This window comes from Arcticibacterium sp. SM2516, from assembly GCF_057914865.1.
In genome coordinates this window covers 841,839-856,942 of sequence record NZ_CP195290.1, presented here as the reverse complement: position 1 = coordinate 856,942, position 15,104 = coordinate 841,839, and the positions used below count along the sequence as shown (strand labels likewise).

At 37.3% G+C, this 15,104-nt stretch carries 18 protein-coding genes; 12 read left to right on the top strand and 6 right to left on the bottom strand.

All coding sequences use genetic code 11. From position 1 onward, the window contains the following. Positions 1–5 precede the first annotated feature (5 nt). Positions 6–671 (top strand): hypothetical protein, encoded by a 666-nt coding sequence (locus ACSBFT_RS03700; protein ID WP_489603540.1) that lies wholly within the window; start codon positions 6–8, stop codon positions 669–671. Here ACSBFT_RS03700 and ACSBFT_RS03695 read toward each other — a convergent pair. Next, entirely contained in the window at positions 646–1,581 is a 936-nt protein-coding gene (locus ACSBFT_RS03695; protein ID WP_489601568.1) for an ISAon1 family transposase, read from the bottom strand. The two genes, ACSBFT_RS03700 and ACSBFT_RS03695, sit on opposite strands and share 26 nt — an antisense overlap. Before the next feature lie 28 nt (positions 1,582–1,609). Then, positions 1,610–1,969 carry an ISAon1 family transposase N-terminal region protein gene (locus ACSBFT_RS03690; protein WP_489601145.1) on the bottom strand — a complete coding sequence of 120 codons (360 nt, stop codon included), beginning with the start codon at positions 1,967–1,969 and terminating at the stop codon, positions 1,610–1,612. A 174-nt stretch (positions 1,970–2,143) separates the two neighbouring features. Here ACSBFT_RS03690 and ACSBFT_RS03685 point away from each other — a divergent pair, with 174 nt between their 5' ends. Beyond that, on the top strand, positions 2,144–2,407 hold the full coding sequence (locus ACSBFT_RS03685) for a hypothetical protein (RefSeq protein WP_489603538.1): 264 nt from the start codon (positions 2,144–2,146) through the stop codon (positions 2,405–2,407). A gap of 81 nt (positions 2,408–2,488) precedes the next feature. On the opposite strand, the gene ACSBFT_RS03680 is transcribed toward ACSBFT_RS03685, so the two are convergent. The 4 genes from ACSBFT_RS03680 to ACSBFT_RS03665 all read right to left on the bottom strand — a co-directional run bounded on the left by ACSBFT_RS03680 (position 2,489) and on the right by ACSBFT_RS03665 (position 7,788). Beyond that, positions 2,489–4,336, bottom strand: a complete 1,848-nt coding sequence (locus ACSBFT_RS03680) for a LysM peptidoglycan-binding domain-containing protein (RefSeq protein WP_489603536.1) — start codon at positions 4,334–4,336, stop codon at positions 2,489–2,491. 192 nt (positions 4,337–4,528) lie between these two features. Next, positions 4,529–6,181 (bottom strand): glucose-6-phosphate isomerase, encoded by a 1,653-nt coding sequence (pgi, locus tag ACSBFT_RS03675; RefSeq protein ID WP_489603535.1) that lies wholly within the window; start codon positions 6,179–6,181, stop codon positions 4,529–4,531. 48 nt (positions 6,182–6,229) lie between these two features. Beyond that, on the bottom strand, positions 6,230–7,027 hold the full coding sequence (locus ACSBFT_RS03670) for a glycoside hydrolase family 25 protein (protein ID WP_463046907.1): 798 nt from the start codon (positions 7,025–7,027) through the stop codon (positions 6,230–6,232). Between the two features lie 125 nt (positions 7,028–7,152). Next, the gene (locus tag ACSBFT_RS03665) at positions 7,153–7,788 is read right to left on the bottom strand and encodes a peroxiredoxin (RefSeq protein WP_463046906.1); all 636 of its coding nucleotides are present in this window, start codon (positions 7,786–7,788) and stop codon (positions 7,153–7,155) included. 131 nt (positions 7,789–7,919) lie between these two features. On the opposite strand from ACSBFT_RS03665, the gene ACSBFT_RS03660 reads away from it, so the two are divergent. The 10 genes from ACSBFT_RS03660 (at position 7,920) to modB (ending at position 15,058) form a co-directional block, all read left to right on the top strand. Continuing rightward, positions 7,920–8,552 (top strand): ABC transporter ATP-binding protein, encoded by a 633-nt coding sequence (locus ACSBFT_RS03660; protein ID WP_489603533.1) that lies wholly within the window; start codon positions 7,920–7,922, stop codon positions 8,550–8,552. 1 nt (position 8,553) lies between these two features. After that, positions 8,554–9,735, top strand: coding sequence for an ABC transporter permease (locus ACSBFT_RS03655; protein ID WP_489603531.1), 1,182 nt, complete (start codon positions 8,554–8,556; stop codon positions 9,733–9,735). 28 nt (positions 9,736–9,763) lie between these two features. Continuing rightward, the gene (locus ACSBFT_RS03650) at positions 9,764–10,201 is read left to right on the top strand and encodes a DUF3299 domain-containing protein (protein ID WP_489603530.1); all 438 of its coding nucleotides are present in this window, start codon (positions 9,764–9,766) and stop codon (positions 10,199–10,201) included. 29 nt (positions 10,202–10,230) lie between these two features. Next, the gene (locus ACSBFT_RS03645) at positions 10,231–10,782 is read left to right on the top strand and encodes a hypothetical protein (protein WP_489603529.1); all 552 of its coding nucleotides are present in this window, start codon (positions 10,231–10,233) and stop codon (positions 10,780–10,782) included. A gap of 268 nt (positions 10,783–11,050) precedes the next feature. After that, the gene (locus ACSBFT_RS03640) at positions 11,051–12,097 is read left to right on the top strand and encodes a zinc-binding metallopeptidase family protein (protein WP_489603528.1); all 1,047 of its coding nucleotides are present in this window, start codon (positions 11,051–11,053) and stop codon (positions 12,095–12,097) included. A gap of 75 nt (positions 12,098–12,172) precedes the next feature. Next, a complete protein-coding gene (locus ACSBFT_RS03635; RefSeq protein ID WP_463048777.1) occupies positions 12,173–12,508 on the top strand; it encodes a winged helix-turn-helix domain-containing protein in 336 nt (111 codons plus the stop codon). Between the two features lies 1 nt (position 12,509). After that, positions 12,510–13,256: a DUF2490 domain-containing protein gene (locus tag ACSBFT_RS03630; RefSeq protein ID WP_489603527.1), complete on the top strand. Its 747-nt coding sequence runs from the start codon at positions 12,510–12,512 to the stop codon at positions 13,254–13,256. Continuing rightward, entirely contained in the window at positions 13,253–13,993 is a 741-nt protein-coding gene (modA, locus tag ACSBFT_RS03625) for a molybdate ABC transporter substrate-binding protein (protein ID WP_489603525.1), read from the top strand. The genes ACSBFT_RS03630 and modA overlap by 4 nt, the downstream gene beginning before the upstream one ends. Beyond that, positions 13,986–14,387, top strand: a complete 402-nt coding sequence (locus tag ACSBFT_RS03620; protein WP_489603524.1) for a TOBE domain-containing protein — start codon at positions 13,986–13,988, stop codon at positions 14,385–14,387. The genes modA and ACSBFT_RS03620 overlap by 8 nt, the downstream gene beginning before the upstream one ends. Beyond that, on the top strand, positions 14,384–15,058 hold the full coding sequence (gene modB, locus ACSBFT_RS03615) for a molybdate ABC transporter permease subunit (RefSeq protein WP_489603523.1): 675 nt from the start codon (positions 14,384–14,386) through the stop codon (positions 15,056–15,058). Before ACSBFT_RS03620 ends, modB begins: the two co-directional genes overlap by 4 nt. Positions 15,059–15,104: the final 46 nt, after the last annotated feature.

Here is a 15,104-nt window from a genome sequence, read left to right as displayed (position 1 = left end):
ATAACATGAAACACATACTTTTTATAGCTTTAATCCTCACCACCAGCTCTATGAACCTGCTTATCTCTTGCAATAATTCAGATAATCCAGAGCCTATAATTCCAATTGATTCCACCACGTTAAAACCCGAAATAAAAATATCGTATGAAATTCTAGATAGCGGCTGGGTGCAGTTTTACAATTATACAGAAAACGAAAAAGACTCAAAATGGATAACTATCTGGGGAGGAGTTTCTAGCAATTACAAAAAGAATCCTAAAATCTGGTTTCCTGATGGCGAAACTTCTATTGAATTTAGAACATATTCGATATATAATCGTGGTGCAGATACCACATTTAGTATTAAAATTAGTAACTCCATCTCCCAATTTGATACCGAGCGATTTATAAAAGGTGTCATTTTCGGAGATTTGATAGATACTACCTATAATAGGTTCATACATAATTCTCCCTATAACGGTAGTTTATTTCCTGATGATAAATTTCCTTCCGCCGTAGCTCGGCCTACTTCTATATCTTATATTGAAGTGGATGATTTAAATGAAGTACCAGGCAGAGATATTGAAACTATGCGTAACGTCTTCAAAAAAGGTCCTGCTACTTTAGCAAAGTTGGGTCAAGAGCAAAATCTGGGGGATGAGTTCTTTAAGCATAAATTTGACATAGTCTAAAAAGGAAGAATTCAATACTCCTGACACCTCTAAACCTAGATCTAAAAGCTTTGATTTTCGCATTGAAAGATTCTGCTGAAGCATTGGTACTTCTGTTATCAAAATAATTAAGAATAGTTCTGTAATGATGCTCAAATGTTCGGGCAATTGAATTAAAGGATTTAAAGCCTGCTTGTCTTACTTCTTCATGCCATTTGGCTAGTCGAGCTAAACCATAAGTTTGGTCAGTGGTTTTGTCATAAATCTCGGCTAGTTTAATACCCAGTCCGAAGGCTTTTTCAATATCTGGATAGCGTTCAAATAATAGAGCAGCTCTTTCGGCTTGCGACTTAGACCAGTTTGCTGGTCGTTTATAAAGTACATATCTACCTCTAGCTAAAAGCTGCTTGAGTGTATCGCCATTATTTAGTATCTCAGGTTTATAAGGAGTTCCCTTTACTTTTGCAAGTTCGATGGCATCACTTTCTTGGTCTATAGCCTCCCAACGATGCTTGATTCGCATTTCTTGCACCGCATCCCAGGCTAATTTTTGTACGTGAAACCTATCGGTAACTCGTTTTGCACAAGGAAATGATTTCTTGATTGCCAACTCCATATTAGGAGCCATGTCAAGGGTTACTTCTTTGACTTTCTTACGTTTAGGCTCTGGTATTTTACGTAGGGCTTTTATAATATCAGCCGCCTTAGTGCCTGCTATGATGGCAACAATGCTCCCTTTTTTTCCTTTCGCTTCTTTATTGGTCAGAATAGTATAGAGTTCTCCATCCGAAAGGCTAGTTTCATCTATTGACAGATATTCTCCCATATTTTGCGGATAAACTAGCCATTCTTTGGCTCTTGGCTTCTGCTTCCAGTTCTTGAAGTCGCTTAAATGATTCTTATACTGCCGCTGTAGTTTCTTCCCATTCAATCCGAAGAACTTGCCAACCGTTTCGACATCAATGGCCTGTGTATCTATTGAATTCTTTTAAAAAAGCAGCAAACTCTGTTGTCATTCGAGTTCCCTGAGCTACTATTTCCCAATTCCTTGTTACGTTCTTTCCTGTTTCCAAATCCTTCCATTTACGACGTTTGACATGAAGGAACACTTTGTAATTACGAATCGGAAAGTCTTGGATGGTTATTTCATCATAGAAGCCTTTTGAATGAAGTTTTAGTTCTGATAATTCCTGTGGAATATCCAACTTCTCTTCTAAGTAAATTCGCAGAATTTCAGTCTTTTTATCCTTATCGACCTTTATCAGATTGAAATTATCGACTAACAATTCGGGCAACAATAGCTTTACTAGTTCTTCCAATTTTATAGATGTTAAATTTCTCCAAAATTCAGAATTTAACAGCTATCCCCCAACTTTTGTTCTTGGTCCGCAAAGTTTACTACTAGCTCTCATGAAAATGGCAATTGGAGCATTGGAAGGCAAACAAGTCCAGGTTGGAGAGTTATAGTATATCATAATTATGCAATACCAGGAATGAAAATAAGCTTATCTGGAGGTTTAGCGGAAAATGAGTCTTTGGAAATTTTAGATGTAAAAGAAGTTTATCAAGCTCCCGTTTTTCCTTGTTTAGCTAGCACTGCCTTTATTGTTACTTTCCGCTTTAAGGCAAAAACTTTTGGCCAACCAATTAACGGTGCAAATGATACTATAATACCACGTATACCCGGTAAAGATGAAATAGATTTAACGTTTGATATAAAGTATAATATGTACCCGCAGTTTGGAGAGTGTTATTAAAAAAGACAACACAAAAAATTAGCTCCCATCATTGATAGGAGCCAATTCAGCTACTGAGTGAATCTATACTACTTAAATTTTCTAAATCGGTTTTACTTTAATTCTATCTCCGATTTCAATAATATTGGTATGTAAACTGTTTAGTTTATATAACTGATTTACAGTTACTCTATAGTTTACAGATATTCTATACAATGTTTCTCCCTTTTTTACGGTATGAATAACAAACGCTGATGGCACCTCTTCGCTATCTTCTACACCTAGTACCTTATTCTTTAAATTAGTGCTGTAACTCTTATTCTCTACTGGCTTTGCTATCAACTCCCTTCGCTGCACCTCTTCTTCCTCCTTAACCAAAACCACGAGTTCCTCTTTTGCTATTTGGGGTTCAGAAATAATCTTTTCAGGTTCTACAACCTTTTTAATAATAAGCTTAACTTCCTCTTTCGGAGTTTTTGTTTCAGCCAATACTTCCTCTTTTATAACCTCAGGATTAGGCCAATCAAAAGACATTCTAGTTTCCAAAATCGGGTCGTTTTCCAACGCCTCTTCGGCTATTTTTTTCTCATTTATCTTTAAATACTCCACGGGTTCATTCTTCCCTCTTTTATCTTTCAGATAAACCACTCTTCCTCGTTGAAATATCTGTGTGGTTTCTAACCTGTTATACTTCAGAAGGTCTTGCAGTTTTATACCATAAAGCATAGAAATATCCCAAAGGTTTTCGCCCTCTCTAGAGATATGTTTATCTATTGGTCCTTTTGAATCTTTATCTTCTAAATAATAAATCTGACCTATAGTTACCACGTCTGTCTCCTGCATGTCATTATAATCCAGAAAACTCTTATCAGAAACTTTCGCTTTAAAAGCCAAATCCACGTAAGAATCGCAAAGGTCTGCTTTAATGCCACGCTTACCATTAATTCTATAAAACTGCCCTCCTCTTCCTTCTGCTAGGCTGGGCTCTTCTGTTAATACAGGAAAACCCATTTCCTCTTTCGGAAAATCTGTATTGCTAGATATCTCTGCCAAAATCCTGACATCATTATATCTGGCTGCAGGAACAATCACCAACACGGGAACAAATTCCTTCTGAATGCGGTCATCTTTAAGCCACAGATTCCATTTTTTTAATTCTAATGGTTCCACTCTTAGGTCTGCAGCTATCACATTTAATGTTTTCTGGCTTCCGTAAGGATATTGATAAACCACCTTCTCTTCTTTAGGTCTAAACGTTGGCATCTCATTCTCCATGACTAGCTTAAAAGCCAAAAACTGAATAAGAGAACTAAACGCAGGACTATCTATAACCAAGTATTTTTTACCATTCCAGTTTCTGTTAACTCCTAAAAGATTAATAACATCTCTGCTGGCCAACTGGGCAAAAAGTGTCGTACCCCAACTATTATAAAGAACGTTATTTCGACGAAAACCTATGGCTGCACCATTAGTGGCTAAGAAAAAATTCTTTCTTTCGTCTATTTGTGAATTCACTCGCAGGTCTTGGTCTGCAGCAAAATCTTTTGTCATACACCAAAAAACACCTTTCTCTAATAATCCACTCTCAGCGGTGTTTTTTTGATACTTATTATAAATTACTAAATATCTAAAATCGTCAGGTACGGCAGATTCTTTTAGTACTGGCGTAACTTCTGGAAGAAATAAAGACAAAAACTCCAACTGTTTCTGTTTCAATTCCTCATCGTTATCTAGCTTAGTGACCTCTTCTCTTAAAAGAAATCTTGTGGCATCATTAAGCTGAAAAACAACATCCGCGAATTCAATTTCGTATGGAATTTTTGGTAATTGAACTTGCCTGTTTGCTTTTGAATAGGAAAGCGTTAAACAAAATACAAACAGGCAAATGGTAACCTTTCGAAGGTTTAGGGGTTCAATTTGGTTTATCAAAAAAGCATGTAAGTCCATCAAATTTGCATACCATCTCAGACAATCGGGAGACTTATTTCCCTTTTCCTGATTTGATGATTCAAACTTAATTTATTGAATTTATACTTCCAAATAAAAAGACAGTAAATATTAGAAATTTAATCTTTTCAGTAAGTATTGAAAATTTAATACGAAAATAAATGCCTGATTTCAGGCATTTACGAGAGAATAATCTTATTTACTCCACTTTTTATAAGTGTTAATTAAGCCGTTTGTAGACGAATCATGAGAAGAAACTTCTTCATCTGCCAGTAGCTCAGGGTAGATGGCATTGGCCAATTGCTTTCCTAGCTCTACGCCCCACTGGTCAAAACTGAAGATATTCCAGATGATTCCTTGAACAAAAATCTTATGTTCATACATGGCAATTAAGCTTCCCAAAACTTTTGGGGTAAGTTTCTTAACCATTATAGAGTTGGTAGGTCTGTTACCTTCAAATACTTTAAAAGCCTTCAATTCTTCAATCTCTGCTTCTGATTTACCCGCCTTTACAAATTCCGCCACTACCTCATCTTCCGTCTTACCATTCATTAAAGCCTCTGTCTGAGCAAAGAAATTTGCCAAAAGCATTTTATGCTGGTTTCCTATCGGATTCTGACTTTGAGCGTGAGCGATAAAATCGCAAGGAATAAGTTTTGTTCCTTGATGAATCAATTGATAAAAAGCATGCTGTCCATTGGTGCCTGGCTCACCCCAAATAATAGGACCTGTCTGATAATCTACTTTTTTACCCGCTCTAGTGACGTTCTTACCATTAGACTCCATGTCCCCTTGTTGGAAATAGGCCGCAAAACGGTGCATATACTGGTCGTAAGGTAAAATGGCATGTGAGTCGGCATCGAAAAAGTTATTATACCAAATACCCAAGAGACCCAAAACCACAGGTATATTTCTTGACAATGGCGTCGTCTTGAAATGATTATCCATTTCGTGAGCTCCTGTTAATAGAGAAACGTAGTTTGTATAACCAATACTACACGCGATAGACAGACCTATGGCACTCCAAAGACTGTACCTACCTCCTACCCAATCCCAGAACGTAAACATGTTTTTGGTATCTATCCCAAATGCACTCACCCCTTTCTCATTGGTAGAAAGAGCTACAAAGTGTTTCTTCACATCTTCTTGGCTGCCACCATTCGCTATAAACCAGCTCTTGGCCGCTGCAGCGTTTGCCATGGTTTCTTGGGTAGTGAATGTTTTAGAGGCTATCATAAACATGGTGCTTTCTGCTTTTAGGCCTTTAAGCACTTCTGTGATATGCGTACTGTCTACATTAGAAACAAAATGAACATTCAAACCCTTTTTAGCATAAGGTTTTAAAGCTTCTGTTACCATAACAGGCCCTAAATCTGACCCACCAATACCTATATTTACAATATCCTTTATCTTTTTCCCTGAATAACCCTTCCACTCACCAGACCTTACCGAGTTAGAAAATGTCTCCATTTGAGCCAAAACTCCATTGATTAATGGCATGACATCCTCACCGTCGACCATTACTGGCTCGTTAGACCTATTTCTTAATGCCGTATGTAAAACAGCCCTTCCTTCCGTTTTATTGATGGCATCGCCATCAAACATCTTCTGAATGGCGTCCTCCAGTTCACACTCTTCCGCCAGTCTTATTAGAGCAGCCATGGTTCTCCCGTTAATTCTGTTTTTAGAATAATCTAGGAGAATATCTTTAAACCTGATTGAGAATTTACTAAAACGCTTAGGGTCTTCCTGAAAAAGCGTTTTGATGTCGGTCTTAGAAATGGTCTTTTGGTGGCTCTTCAATTTACGGAAAGCATCCGTTTGGGTGAAATCAACAGATTTTAGCATAGAATAGAATTAATTCTTTTTTGATAAACAAATGTGTTTTAAAAAGGATTATTGAAGAAGTGTAAGTCTTTCTATCTCGAAATCATCTCTAATAAATACATTAAAATCTACTGATGATTCTATTCCTTCCACTCGGCCTTTCATGGTGTGTTGCCAGAAATATACCTGAGAAAGATCATAGCCTATCAATTCGGGAACTTCATAATGAGATATCCAAAGTGGATAATCCGTAAAGCCCTCCCTTATATAGAGGTCATAAATATGTTTGTTGGTATAAATGATGGGTTTTATACCGTAATGTTTTTCAATAATTTCTAGCCAAATTTGTACATTATCTGCAATATCCCTTCTATTCCTACCCGACCCTAGCGTCTCCCAATCTAAAACTGGAGCCAAGTCCCCTTTTTCTAACTTCACATTAAGAATGAAATTCAAAGCCTGTAATCTAGCATCTGTTTTAGGATTAAAGAAGTGATACGCACCTCGTTTAATGCCTCTATCTCCTAAAGCTTCCCAGTTATCCAGAAATCTTTTATCAATCATGTCTGTGCCCTCAGTCGCTTTTACAAAGCAAAAACGAACCGCTGAATGGTGTTCCTTATGAGAAGAAACTTTCTCCCAATCTATGGCTCCATTATGATGAGAGATATCTATACCGTGCGTCTTGTATTTAAATGGTAACCTAATCCTAGCTTCTTCGGTTTCTACTTTACGCATACCGTCAATAACCGAAGAAGGATAAGAAACCAGTAAAAACAGCAGAAAAATGGCATAAAGGCTTGACAGACGCCAATGCCGATTTAGCAAACGATCTAATAACGTACTATGATTTTTTCTTTTCTTCACACTTCCACAAAGCTAAAACTATTAGGAATCAGAATCAACATCCTGTTCCATAAAAGTTTGATATACAACAAAAAAAGGGGCTGCTCTTCTAATGAACAACCCCTTGTTTTATTGTCTTTAAAAGACTATTTGTTTGGCTGCGGTGTATATCTCAAGTAAGGTTTAACCTCTCTCACCCCTTTAGGGAATTTCTTAATGGCATCTTCTGTCGAAATACTAGGAACCACAATAGCATCATCTCCGTCTTTCCAGTCTGCTGGTGTGGCTACACTATAATCTGCAGTAAGCTGTAAACTGTCTATTACACGTAGCAACTCTGTGAAATTACGACCCGTAGATGCAGGATATGTTAACATCAATTTGATAGTTTTATCCGGCCCAATAATAAATACTGAACGTACCGTAGCTTTCTGAGAAGCATTTGGGTGAATCATATCATACAATTCCGCCACTTTTCTGCCTTCATCAGCAATGATAGGGAAGTTCATCTTTACACCACTCACCTCTTCTATGTCTGGAATCCATTTATTGTGAGACTCCAAGTTATCTACTGAAACAGCCAATACTTTCACATTCTTCTTCTCAAACTCTCCTTTTAATAAGGCCGTTTTCCCCAACTCTGTAGTACATACTGGTGTAAAATCTGCAGGATGCGAAAAAAGCATTCCCCATGAATCTCCTAACCATTCGTGAAAATTAATCTTTCCTTGCGTTGTTTCAGCTGTAAAATCTGGTGCTATATCTCCTAATCTTAGTGACATGGTATTATTGTTTTGATAAAAATTAAATTCGTGTATTTTTTTAACAAAAAGAGGTACTTAATAAATCCCTTAAGCTGATATATTTCACAAATTATTTAAAGGAACAAGCTAATGTTTATTTTTGCAGGGCTATGTCAATACTTCAAACCAAAAATCTTGTTCATACTTATACAGAAAGTGTCAACTTTTCTTATCCAGACTTGATATGCTCGGCTGGGGAAGAGCTGTTGATAATAGGAGAAAGTGGAAAAGGTAAAACAACATTATTGCACTTATTAGGATTAATTCTTCCTATTCAGCAAGGTTCGGTGTTTATTGACAATGTTGAAACCGCTAGCCTCTCCAATAAAGAAGCAGCCGCTTTTAGAGCTCAGAATATTGGACTTATTTTTCAACAGCACCATTTCATAAAGTCGCTGTCCGTTATGGACAATTTGCTTTTGGCCAATTATTATGCAAAAAAAACGCTCAATAAAGACAAAGCGAAACTGATGGCTGAACGCCTTGAAGTAAGCCACTTACTGGGTAAGAAAATATATGAATTAAGTGGTGGAGAAATGCAGCGATTGGGCATTGCGAGAGCCTTATTAAATGAACCCAAATTGTTATTGGCCGATGAGCCCACTTCTAACCTTGATGACCGGAACTGTGAAAGGGTGCACGACTTGCTTCATCAGACCGCAAAAGAACATGGAGCGGCACTAGTGATAGTAACACATGATCAAAGATTAAAAGACAAAACTTCCAACCAAATCCATTTATAAAATGCTTCTTAAACTGGTTTGGAATAAAATAGCACATAAAAGGTTAAGTAGTTTCCTCTGTATTCTACTGATGGCAATTGGCGTAGCCATCATTTCATTGGTGGCTAACCTTAGTAAACAGCTGGAAGGAAATTTCACCAAATCTATCTCAGGCATAGATATGGTGGTTGGAGCCAAAGGTTCTCCATTACAACTGATTCTTTCGTCCGTATTTCATATAGACGCCCCTACGGGCAATGTGTCTTTGGAAGAAGTGAATCGATTAAAATCTAATCCTTTGGTTAAAGAACTTATTCCGCTATCCTTTGGAGATAATTATAAGGGCTACCGCATTATAGGTACTCATCCAACATTCCTGAAACATTATCACGCCACACTTACCACGGGAGATATTTTTAAAGAGAAACTAGACGTGACCATCGGTTCTTATGTAGCCCATGTTTTAAATCTAAAAATCGGTGATAGTTTTGAAAGCTCTCATGGTTTAGACGCAGCCGGTGAAGCTCATGAAGAAAAACCTTATAAGGTGGTCGGGATTCTTAAAGAAACGGGTTCTGTACTGGATAAACTAATAGTTTGTAGTCTAGAAAGCATCTGGAATATTCATGCTCATGAAGAAGAAGCCGACCATGAACATCACTACGAGGTGACATCAGCTTTAGTGAAATTTAGGTCTCCTATGGGTTTAATGACTATCCCAAGAATGGTCAACGAAAACACCAATATGCAAGCGGCTTTGCCATCCATAGAAATAAATCGACTTTTAAAGCTGTTTGGAACAGGAATAGAAATAGCCAAATATTTGGCCTTCCTGATCGTCCTGATTTCAGGAATCAGTGTTTTTGTTTCTCTCTTTAATTCTCTTAAAGACCAAAAAAATGAAAAAGCATTGATGCTCACCTTAGGAGCGAGCCGGACCAAAGTATTTATCCAACTCCTTTTAGAAGGTCTTATACTTAGTTTTATAGGCTACGTTTTCGGAATTCTATTATCCAAATTTGCCATGCTCATTATTGGTAACCTCTTAACCGAAACCAACTTTACAACATTGAACCTATTAGAAATTGGCATAAGCGAAATTTATTTGCTCCTTATGGCGTTAGTGATAGGGGTGCTTTCCGCGGCATTGCCGGCTTTAAGTATTTATAATATCAACATTTCAAAAACGCTCGCTAGAGATTAAAGCAGCTTTGTTAAATAAAATCGCCACTATGAAAAAGCTTTTACTGATACCTATTCTGTTTTCACTCGCTTCCTTTACAGCCGATCCACCGAAGGTGATTACCTGGAAAACATTGACTGATGTCAGTTTCGACAAAAAGTGGAATCAGGCAGAAGGTATGTTTATTTTAATCCCAAAGTTTGGCTCTACCGTAGCTCCTTTAAAAGACAAACAAGTTCGGATCACAGGTTACATGATTCCGATTGACATTGAAACAAACTATTACGTCTTATCGGCAAACCCTTACGCCTCCTGTTTCTTTTGTGGTGGAGCTGGTCCAGAATCCGTCATGTCCATAAAATTTAAAGGGAAGGTTAAACGTTTCGATACCGACGACCGAGTAACCTTAACGGGTAAACTTTCGCTTAACAAAGACAACCTTGATGAACTAAATTACATCTTACAAGAAGCCACCTTAGTTGAATAACATTAACCTAAACACTCATCGAAATTTTTATGAAAAAAACAGTTTTTTTAAGCTTGTTAGTTTTTCTTTCAATAAGCTTTAACGCTGCCGCTCAATATGAAAAAAATCTTGCCGTAGGTTTTAAAATTGGAGAACCTTTAGGCATTAACCTTAGGAAATATTTCCAATATGGGGACAAAACATTTGACCTGAATTTTGGTACTTATGGCTTTATTTACGGTAGAGAAAGAAAATATAGAAAAGGTACTTACTCTAAATCTGGACTTATGGTTCAGGGTATATACTCTTGGCATAGACCTGTAGGTAGTGGTGACGCCCTAAAAGTTTATTATGGCTTTGGAGGCCAAGTTAACTTCCGTGAATATGTTTCAGAAGAAAACTTGGTTGGTACAAGACAAAATGGTGATAAGCAAATTTCATTAGGACCAACTGGCAATGCCGGTCTAGAATACAACCTTCCTGGTAACGACATTGGTATATTCTTAGATGCCGGTTTGTATGCAGAATTAGTACCAGACTTGCTCTTCATGCACCCTCAGATTAGTACAGGTGTAAGAGTCAACTTGGTTAGAAGTAAGTAAACAGGTAATTTCTCAGCAAGATTAAACCCGGATTATGCGTTGGGGAATCGTTATGAGTAGTTATAGAGTACAATAAATCAGATAATTAAAGGAATTTAGCTTAGCACAGCTATGGTAATTGAGTTTAAATGGGTTTCCGTACTGATTTGTGTTACCCAGAACATGCTGATGGGAAGCAATTTAGCTGCGGTCCCGATAGCTATCGGGAGATTTTCTTATGGATAAAGCGGGTTTAACTATATTTAGTCTGAATATCAGCATTTAACTTATGAAAATTTATAGCTGTCAGCATTGCCAAAATAAACTCTATTTTGAAAATAGTCACTGTTTAAAATGTGGTTACAAAGTAGGTTTTGACCCTTACCAGCTTCGTTTCATTACGTTTTACAAAGATGACGACAACAACCTTGTCAACGTTAAAAACAGGAATGAGCGTTTTAAATTCTGTAAAAATGTAGACCACTATACCTGCAACTGGCTCTTGGCATCAAATGCTCCACAAAACTTCTGTAGAGCCTGTGAATTAAACCATACCATACCGCAGCTTGCCAATGGTGAGAATTTGGACCGATGGAAATTAATTGAAATAGCAAAGCACAGGTTGATTTACTCTTTACTTAGAATGAATTTACCTTTGAAGGCTAAAAAAGGTAAAGAAATGCAAGGGATTGCATTCAAATTTGTGGAAACCTTAAGTCCAGAAAAACGCATCATGACTGGACATAAAAATGGTGTGATAACCATTAATATAGAAGAAGCAGACGAAAAATTAAGAGTAAGAAATAAACTAGATTTAGGAGAGAAATACAGAACCCTGTTAGGCCATTTCAGGCATGAAGTAGGTCATTACTACTGGGATGTTTTAATAAAGAATTCTCCTAAAATAAGTGATTTCAGATGGCATTTCGGTAACGAAAATGAAGATTATGGAAAGGCCATTTCCACCTATTATAAAAATGGAGCACCTGCAAACTGGCAGTCGAGCTTTATTAGTCAGTACGCCTCATCTCATCCATGGGAAGACTGGGCAGAATGCTGGGCAAACTACCTCCACATGATGGACACCCTTGAAACCGCCTATTCATTTGGAATGAAACTATTTGGAGATCAGCAGCAAATCAAGATTGACATGGACCCTTATCTCATCAAATCTTTTGACGATATTTTCGACATGTGGCTACCTTTAACCTTTGCTACCAACAGCTTAACAAGAAGTATGGGACATACAGATTTTTATCCGTTCGTAATTTCTAAAACTGTTAAGAAGAAGCTCGCCTTCATTCATGAACTATGCCTGTCTAATAGAATGTTCTAAATTTTAAATTTGTTTTAAACTGCCACTTAATAATCTGAGACAATCGTTATGTTTGTAAAGGAATAACGAAACCAAATGGATTTAACGGTAAAAAGTAGATTCTGGTTAGAATCAGGGAACACCAAGTTTCTAGGTTCAGGCAGAGTGGAATTACTAGAAAAAATAGACACACTGGGTTCTATCAATAAAGCTGCTGCGGAAATGAAAATGGCTTACAGGAAAGCTTGGGGTCTTATCAAGGCCATGAACGAAATCTCTACAAAACCCTTGGTCGTTAAAAAAGCGGGAGGAAAAGATGGCGGTGGCACTTACGTCACAGCAGAAGGAAAACGAGCTATTTATACTTACAGGAAATTTGAAAGTGAGTTAAACCTTTTTCTTCAAACCACAGGCAGCAAACTAAAGCTCTAAAATGACAAGATACTTTATTTTTATATTCATTATTTCGGCATGTTTCATAAACCACAACCTGCATGCTCAAGAAAGAGTGATAACGAAAGGAAACCAGCAATGGGTTCAATACTATAACCAAACCTCTTTGAATAAGAAATATTCCATTTTAGCAGATGGTGGTTTTAGATGGAAAGATGGTTTCTCAGAAAATTCGCAATTTATAATGCGAGCAGGTTTAAGAAGACAAGTCGCTAAGAATATGTACATCAGTGCGGGAATGGCCTATTCGGGTTTTTATAAAAATAACGAATTAAGTAAAAGGGAGTATCGTCCTCATCAGGAATTCACTTTAATGCAGCATTTCCACAAGATACCTATCCAACATAGAATAAGAGTGGAAGAACGCTTTTTTCATGCCATCTCTGCCACAGAGTTTGTGAGCCCAGATAGCTTTAACTTTCGATTTCGATATTCCCTTTCTGGCATCATTCCGCTTTTTAGCTATTCGTCAAAACACCCAGATAAAAATGTAGGTTTTTCCATAGGAGATGAAATATTCTTGAACGCTGGAGCCAGCTCTTTCTTTGACCAAAATAGATTTACCTTAGGTCCAGTGGTGAAAGTTAATGACATACTGAACATAAGCCTGACTTGGCAAAGCCAATTTGCCAGTACCTCAGAAGCCAAACATTATAAATATACAGATGTGATATGGCTGAGTTTAAGACATAAATTAGATCTTAGTTCAAAAAGCAAAAAGGCATGAGAAAACTAATTGTCCTATTGTTAAACTGCCTTTTATTATGCTCTTCTTGTAATACTGCTAAGGATTCAAAACTCACCATTGCCACGGCGGCAAATATGCAGTTCGCGATGGATTCTCTGGTCAAAAACTTTGAGTTAAAAACGGGCATTTCATCTCAAACGGTGATTGGCTCTTCGGGTAAACTAACTGCTCAAATTATAGCCGGGGCTCCGTATGATGTTTTTGTAGCGGCAAATATGAAATACCCAAAAGCACTTTTCGACAAAGGTCATACCGCCAACAAACCCAAAATATACGCACAAGGGAAATTAGTCTTATGGACGCTTGATGCTAACATAAAGCCGAGTATTGATATTTTAAATAGCCAAGAAATCAATCACATTGCCTTGGCTAATCCTGATACAGCACCTTATGGTACTGCCGCCATGGAGGTACTCAATTTTTATAAACTTAATGAGACATTAAAAAATAAGCTGGTATTTGGCGAAAGCATAGCTCAAACTAACTCTTTCATTCACTCACAGTCTGCCGAAATTGGGTTTACATCTTTATCTACCATTAAAGCTCCTAAACTTGTCAATAAAGGAGCTTGGATAGAAATTGACACCCAATTTTACAAACCTATAGAGCAGGGCATTGTGCTTTTGAAAAACCATAATAAAGACGCCCTACAGTTTTACGACTTCCTTTTTACGGAAGAAGCTCGGCAAATTTTAACACATTTCGGTTATGAATAGCTTTTCAGGACATATTGCCCAAATAGAAAGCAGCGGAAACATATCCATTGTCAGTGTAGCTATTGATGAAAAACTGACTTTAAAGTCGGTCATTATAGACACCCAAGAAACTGCTCCTTATTTAATTAAAGGAGCTTCAGTCAAAACACTTTTTAAAGAGACAGAAGTCATTATTTCTTTAGAGCAAAATTTAGCCATAAGCCTTCAAAACAGAATAACAGGAACCATATCAGAAATAGAAAAAGGAGCCTTACTTAGCCGTATAGTGATTGATACTGATAATGGTAGCTTAGTTTCCATCATTAGTACGCAAGCTGCAGAAAACTTAAAACTCACACAGGGTTTAAATGTAACTGCCATGATAAAACTTAATGAGATAATTTTAGCTCCATGATAGACTGGCAACCCATCATATTGACACTCAAACTTGCAGGATTGACCAGTTTAATCCTCTTTGTGATTGCCATTCCTTTGGCCTACTGGCTCACATTTACAAAGTCAAAATGGAAACCAGTTTTTGAGACCTTGATAAGTATGCCATTGGTACTCCCTCCTACTGTACTTGGCTTTTATCTTTTGGTAGCTTTTAGCCCTTCTAATGCTTTTGGCAACTGGCTAAACGAATGGTTTGGTATCAAATTCATTTTCTCTTTTGCTGGCTTGGTCATAGCCTCTATCATTTATAGTTTGCCTTTTATGGTGCAGCCCATTCAGGGAGGCCTTTCAGCCTTGCCATCTTCATTAAGAGATGCATCTTATACTTTAGGAAAAAGTAGATTTGAGACGTTAACAAAGGTGCTGCTGCCAAACATCAAACCCGCTATTTTGACCGGAATAGTACTCAGTTTTGCCCATACTGTTGGCGAATTTGGCGTAGTGCTTATGATTGGCGGAAACATTCCCGGCAAAACCAAAGTGGCATCCATAGCCATTTATGATGAGGTAGAAGCCCTAAATTATGGTGCTGCAAATCAATATTCTTTGATACTTTTTGCCATTACATTTTCCATTTTACTTACGGTTTATTTGGTAAACGGCGGGTATTTAAAACGTATGAAAGCATAAAGAAAAATATCACATCCGAGTACCCTACCCTGTTAGTAATGTGAAT

Excerpts from the sequence above, each read along its gene's own strand:
- ACSBFT_RS03700 (WP_489603540.1), top strand. The coding sequence starts at position 6 with ATGAAACACATACTTTTTATAGCTTTAATCCTCACCACCAGCTCTATG.
- ACSBFT_RS03685 (WP_489603538.1), top strand. The coding sequence starts at position 2,144 with ATGAAAATAAGCTTATCTGGAGGTTTAGCGGAAAATGAGTCTTTGGAA.
- pgi (WP_489603535.1), bottom strand. The coding sequence starts at position 6,181 with ATGCTAAAATCTGTTGATTTCACCCAAACGGATGCTTTCCGTAAATTG.
- ACSBFT_RS03665 (WP_463046906.1), bottom strand. The coding sequence starts at position 7,788 with ATGTCACTAAGATTAGGAGATATAGCACCAGATTTTACAGCTGAAACA.
- ACSBFT_RS03660 (WP_489603533.1), top strand. The coding sequence starts at position 7,920 with ATGTCAATACTTCAAACCAAAAATCTTGTTCATACTTATACAGAAAGT.
- ACSBFT_RS03655 (WP_489603531.1), top strand. The coding sequence starts at position 8,554 with ATGCTTCTTAAACTGGTTTGGAATAAAATAGCACATAAAAGGTTAAGT.
- ACSBFT_RS03650 (WP_489603530.1), top strand. The coding sequence starts at position 9,764 with ATGAAAAAGCTTTTACTGATACCTATTCTGTTTTCACTCGCTTCCTTT.
- ACSBFT_RS03645 (WP_489603529.1), top strand. The coding sequence starts at position 10,231 with ATGAAAAAAACAGTTTTTTTAAGCTTGTTAGTTTTTCTTTCAATAAGC.
- ACSBFT_RS03640 (WP_489603528.1), top strand. The coding sequence starts at position 11,051 with ATGAAAATTTATAGCTGTCAGCATTGCCAAAATAAACTCTATTTTGAA.
- ACSBFT_RS03635 (WP_463048777.1), top strand. The coding sequence starts at position 12,173 with ATGGATTTAACGGTAAAAAGTAGATTCTGGTTAGAATCAGGGAACACC.
- ACSBFT_RS03630 (WP_489603527.1), top strand. The coding sequence starts at position 12,510 with ATGACAAGATACTTTATTTTTATATTCATTATTTCGGCATGTTTCATA.
- modA (WP_489603525.1), top strand. The coding sequence starts at position 13,253 with ATGAGAAAACTAATTGTCCTATTGTTAAACTGCCTTTTATTATGCTCT.
- ACSBFT_RS03620 (WP_489603524.1), top strand. The coding sequence starts at position 13,986 with ATGAATAGCTTTTCAGGACATATTGCCCAAATAGAAAGCAGCGGAAAC.
- modB (WP_489603523.1), top strand. The coding sequence starts at position 14,384 with ATGATAGACTGGCAACCCATCATATTGACACTCAAACTTGCAGGATTG.